Source organism: Sulfurivirga sp., assembly GCF_015490265.1.
Taxonomy (GTDB): Bacteria; Pseudomonadota; Gammaproteobacteria; order Thiomicrospirales; family Thiomicrospiraceae; genus Sulfurivirga.
Map to the genome: position 1 here is coordinate 1 of NZ_WFYD01000050.1, position 4,920 is coordinate 4,920.

The 4,920-nt window shown below is 63.3% G+C and carries 7 protein-coding genes; 3 read left to right on the forward strand and 4 right to left on the reverse strand.

Annotated features, from left to right (window positions below):
• A partial coding sequence (locus F8K16_RS03465; RefSeq protein WP_294946981.1) for an endo alpha-1,4 polygalactosaminidase occupies positions 1 to 537 on the reverse strand: 537 nt, incomplete at its 3' end.
• On the opposite strand from F8K16_RS03465, the gene amrA reads away from it, so the two are divergent.
• On the forward strand, positions 536 to 1,120 hold the full coding sequence (gene amrA / locus F8K16_RS03470) for an AmmeMemoRadiSam system protein A (protein WP_294946984.1): 585 nt from the start codon (positions 536 to 538) through the stop codon (positions 1,118 to 1,120). The genes F8K16_RS03465 and amrA overlap by 2 nt on opposite strands.
• Here amrA and F8K16_RS03475 read toward each other — a convergent pair.
• Positions 1,110 to 1,763, reverse strand: a complete 654-nt coding sequence (locus F8K16_RS03475; RefSeq protein ID WP_294946987.1) for a hypothetical protein — start codon at positions 1,761 to 1,763, stop codon at positions 1,110 to 1,112. The genes amrA and F8K16_RS03475 overlap by 11 nt on opposite strands.
• Positions 1,760 to 2,587, reverse strand: a complete 828-nt coding sequence (gene xthA, locus F8K16_RS03480; RefSeq protein ID WP_294946990.1) for an exodeoxyribonuclease III — start codon at positions 2,585 to 2,587, stop codon at positions 1,760 to 1,762. The genes F8K16_RS03475 and xthA overlap by 4 nt, the downstream gene beginning before the upstream one ends.
• Positions 2,588 to 2,637: 50 nt before the next feature.
• Between xthA and purU the strand changes: the two genes are divergently transcribed.
• Positions 2,638 to 3,495: a formyltetrahydrofolate deformylase gene (purU, locus tag F8K16_RS03485; RefSeq protein ID WP_294946992.1), complete on the forward strand. Its 858-nt coding sequence runs from the start codon at positions 2,638 to 2,640 to the stop codon at positions 3,493 to 3,495.
• A 141-nt stretch (positions 3,496 to 3,636) separates the two neighbouring features.
• Positions 3,637 to 4,389, forward strand: a complete 753-nt coding sequence (locus F8K16_RS03490) for a hypothetical protein (RefSeq protein ID WP_294946995.1) — start codon at positions 3,637 to 3,639, stop codon at positions 4,387 to 4,389.
• Positions 4,390 to 4,503: 114 nt separating this feature from the next.
• On the opposite strand, the gene F8K16_RS03495 is transcribed toward F8K16_RS03490, so the two are convergent.
• Positions 4,504 to 4,920, reverse strand: a 417-nt coding sequence (locus tag F8K16_RS03495) for a vitamin B12 dependent-methionine synthase activation domain-containing protein (protein WP_294946998.1), incomplete at its 5' end; no start/stop codon positions are given.

Consider the following 4,920-nt stretch of genomic DNA (forward strand, 5'->3'; position numbering starts at 1 on the left):
CCAGCGGTTGAAGCGCAGCTGGCCAGCGAGGGTGAGCGCAAAGCCGGTCGGGTTTTCGAAGCCGTTGACATTGTCCGGGTCCACGCCGTCGCATCCTTTCCGCCGGGCCAGTTCAAGCCGGGCAGCGATCAGCGGCCGGAGGGCAGGATGGCGGATGTCCAGCCAGCGCTCCTGAGGCCAGCCGGTATAGGCTTTGCCCAGCAGGGCGCGGGGGAAGTGGCGGGCATCAGGCCGCCAGGCTTCCCGGCTACCGGCGGAAAAGTAGCACAGCACCCGGCGTCCGCTGTTTTTGATCTTGCGGAGGGTGCTGGCCGGGGTGTCGAACAGGTCCACTTCCATGACGGTGGCATCGGCAGGGACGCGCAGGGGGTGCTTTTCATCCACCTGTAGCTGAATGCCGAGCCGGTCGTCAGGCTGAAAGCGTCCGGCATGATCGGGCAGCCGGGACCCGGCCTGAAGGTTTGGAAGGCCCGCCAGCATCAGGATTGAGGCCAGCAGGAAATGTCTGGCCGGAAAGTGGAAGGGAGGCTGTCTCATGGAACTGAATGATACGCAAAAGCAGACGCTGCTGGCGGTGGCAAAGGCCAGCATTGAACATGGCTTCCGCACCGGTCGGCCATTGCAGGGGGTGCGCAGTGAAGATGACCGGCTGAATGAGCCGGGCGCGGCGTTCGTCACCCTCAACCGGCACGGGCAGCTGCGCGGCTGCATCGGCTCGCTTCAGGCCTACAGGCCGCTGATCGAGGATGTGGCGGACAACGCCTTCAATGCGGCATTCCGCGATCCGCGCTTTGCGCCTTTGAGCGAGGCGGAGACGGAAGGGCTGACGGTGGAGGTGTCGGTGCTGACGCCGCCGGAACCCATTCCAGACTGCGCTACGGCGGACGATCTGCTGCGTCAGCTGGTGCCCTTTGAGGATGGGCTGATCATCGATGACGGTGTCCATCGGGCCACCTTCCTCCCCAGTGTGTGGGAGCAGCTGCCGGACAAGGTGCAGTTTCTCACCCATCTGATGGCCAAGGCGGGCATGCGGGGATGGTCGCCCACCATGCGCTGCTGGCGCTATCACACCCTCAAGTTCGAGGCGCCGTGGGCGGGCATTCCGCCGCTCAGTGAATGAGGTCGGCGCCGGTGTGTTCGAAGTGGATGCGGGCGCTTTCCACCATTGGCCACGGGCCGCACAGATAGACTTCCAGCCCCGCCAGACTGTCGAAATCCTCCAGCACCGCATCGGCCACCAGACCGGTGCGGCCCGGCCACGCTTCCTCCGACAGCACGGGAATGTAGTGCAGTCCGTCGTTGTGAGTCGCCCAGGCGGAAATGACCTCATGCTGGTAGAGGTCCTTTGCCGTGCGCGCGCCCCAGTAGAAGTGGATGGGTTGGTTGAAGCCGTCACCGAGCAGCTGCTCGGTGAGCGCCTTGAAGGGGGCGAAGCCGGTGCCGCCGGCGACGAAGATGACCGGTCGGTCGCCCCGGGGCAGGGGATACTGCTGCTGCGGTGCGCCCAGCAGCAGGGTGTCGCCGGGGGTGGCCGCAAACAGGCGGTTGTACCAGTCATCCCCGGTATTGCGGATGTGCAGTTCGATGCGGCTGGCGGCATTGGGCGCATTGGCGATGGAGAAGGGACGGGCATCCAGGGCGGCATCTGGCGTCATGGTCAGGTAGTCGCCCGCCTGCCAGTTGCAGGCCTGCTGAGGGGCCAGCCACAGCTGGGCGATGTCGTCGGTGAGCCAGTTGAGGGCTTCAAGCGTGGCGGGGATCATGCGTTCTCCCGGAATTCAGTCCAGACGGGGGCATGGTCGGAGGGTTTTTCCATGCCGCGGATGGTGTAGTCGATGCCGGCGTCCACCACCCGCTCGTTCAGCGGCGCGGTGGCGAGGATGTGGTCGATGCGTAGACCCCGCTTCGGTTCCCGCTCAAAGCCGCGGGAGCGGTAGTCGAACCACGAGAAGCAGTCATTCACATCCGGGTGGGCGGTGCGGAAGGTGTCGAACAGCCCCCACGCCAGCAGTTCATTGAACCAGGCGCGCTCTTCCGGCAGGAAGGAGGTCTTGCCCTGACGCAGCCAGCGGCGGGCGTTGTCTGCGCCGATGCCGATGTCATTGTCCTGCGGGGCAATGTTGAAATCGCCCATGATGATCAGCGGCTGGCGGGGATCGCATTCCGCCTTCAGGTAGTCGATCAGATCGCGGTAGAACTTTTCCTTGGCGGGGAACTTGACCGGATGATCGCGATTCTCGCCTTGGGGGAAGTAGCCGTTGATGACGCGAATCTCTTCCCCGGCGGGGGTGCGCACATCGGCGATGATCAGCCGCTTCTGGGCGTCCTCGCCGTCGTGGGGAAAGCCCTTCTGCACCCGCAGCACCTCCATCTCCGGCGTGGTCAGCAGCGCCACGCCGTAGTGGGTCTTCTGACCGTGGAAGTGGGCGGTGTAGCCCAGCGCTTCAATGTCCGCCAGCGGAAAGGCCTCGTCGGGCACCTTGGTTTCCTGCAGGCCGATGATGTGCGGGGCGATGCGCTCACGCACCGCCTGCAGCTGGTGCAGGCGCTGGCGGATGCTGTTGACATTGAAGCTGCAGACTTTCATGGACCGGCTCCTTGCTACAATGTGCCGCATTATAAGCAAGGATTCGTTCCATGAGCCATGTCTACCGTCTGACCATCGCCTGTCCCGACCGGGTGGGCATCGTGGCCGCCGTGGCCGGCTACATCGCCGGCCTGGGCGCCACCATCGTGGAAGCCAACCATCATACCGACACGGTCAACGGCTGGTTCTTCATGCGGCATGAGATTCTGGCCAGCTCCGTGCCCCGTGGGCTTAAGGCGTTCAGGGAGGGCTTTGCGCCCATTGCGGAAGAATTCGGCATGCGCTGGCAGCTGACCGACTCGGCCCGCCCCAAGCGCATCGCCCTGTTTGTGTCCAAGGAAGGCCACTGCATGGCGGATCTGCTGCACCGCTGGCACGAGAAGGACCTGCCCGGCGAGATCGCGCTGGTGATTTCCAACCATGAGGTGCTGCGCCAGCAGGCGGAGTGGTATGGCGTGCCGTTCTTCCATGTGCCGGTAACGCCGGAGAGCAAGCCGCAGGCGTTCGCCCGCGCCTTTGAGCTGGTAGAGGAACACGACATCGACGTGGTGGTGCTGGCCCGCTACATGCAGATTCTGCCCCCGGAGATCTGCGCTGCCTACGCCGGGCGGGTGATCAATATCCACCACAGCTTTCTGCCCTCCTTCGCCGGGGCGCGCCCTTATCATCAGGCCTACGAGCGGGGGGTCAAGCTCATTGGGGCCACCTGTCACTATGTCACCGAGGTGCTGGACGCGGGGCCGATCATCGAGCAGGACGTGATCCGCGTCAACCACGGCCACACCATCGAGGACATGCGCCGGCTGGGGCGGGATGTGGAAAAGACCGTGCTGGCCCGCGGCCTGCGCTATCACCTGGAAGACCGGGTGCTCATCCACGGCAACAAGACGGTCGTCTTCGCCAACTGATCTGACGACCCCGAGGACGGGGTCTCCCCCATTTTTACAGGATGCCGCGCTGGCACGGCCGAATCGATGCCCCTTTTTTCACTTTAAAATGTGAAAAATTCCCATATAATGATCTGCAGCCAGATGAGGGAGGAAAAGAGCATGTTGGCTTCTGCAATCCGTGTCATGCTGTTGTGGGGGGTGGCGCTGTCTGCCTGGGCGCTGGAGAGTGTTTCAGCCGTGGACCGGGCGATGGCGCAGTTGATCGAGGATGGCAGCGCACTGGAACAGGCCGTCAGCCGACAGGCCGGGCAACAGGTGTCTCTGGCCGATCTTCGCCTGTTGGCAGCGCGGCTTGACCGTTATGAGCAGGTATTGGCCCAGACCGCGCGTCAGGTGCAGCTGTCGCCTGATGTGATGTCCCAGCCCGGTTATGACCAGTTGCTGAATGAAAGTATCCAGTTGTCGCAATTGAGTGTGAATCTTGCGGGAGGCATTGAGCGGTTGGCCAGTCGTGCGGAGGCGGACAGCAGCGAGCAGTATCGCAATACGCTCGAAACCATGGTGCGCGCCATGCTCCGGCTGTCAGATGATATTGGCGTGATGGCGGATCGCATTCTGTTTACCGAGGAGCAGATTGGCATCATGGCCGACCGCATCGGCGAGATGGCTGACCGTATTCTGGAAACCCAGCGGATTCAGAATGAAAACATTGCCCGGGTTCATGAGACGGCCAACAGACTGATTGACCGGTTGGCGCTGGATGTGCCCAGGATGGATGAAGCATACAGGGACGCGACGGTCAGACAGAGGGAGATGGTGCAGCAGCAGCGAGAGTTGCAGCAGCAGATGCAGGAGATGAGGGCGCAGCAGCAGGCTTCCCAGGAGCAGCTGCAGCAGATGCGCGGCTTCTGAGGCTAAAAAATACGGGGTCTCCCCCATTTTTACAGGATGCCGCGCTGGTGCGGCGGCGAGAGCCTGCATTTTTTGTAGCCCGAAGCACGAAAAAGCGGCCCTGTGGCCGCTTTTTCAGTTGCTGTAGTCTTCCGGGTCGTAGCCCAGATTGGGGGCGAGCCACTTCTCGGCTTCTTCCACCGTCCAGCCCTTGCGGCGGGCGTAGTCCTCCACCTGATCGCGACCGATGGCGCCGACGCCGAAGTAGCGGCTGTTCGGATGGCTGAAGTAGTAGCCGGAGACCGCGGCGGTGGGCGTCATGGCGTAGCTTTCGGTGAGCTTCAGGCCGATGCGCTCATCCGGCTTGAGCAGCGCCCACAGGGTGCCCTTCTCGGTGTGATCGGGGCAGGCGGGATAGCCGGGCGCGGGGCGGATGCCGATGTATTTTTCCCTGATCAGGTCGTCGTTGGTGAGGTCTTCATCGGCGGCGTAGCCCCAGAATTCCTTGCGCACCCGTTCGTGCATGCGCTCGGCGAAGGCTTCGGCGAAGCG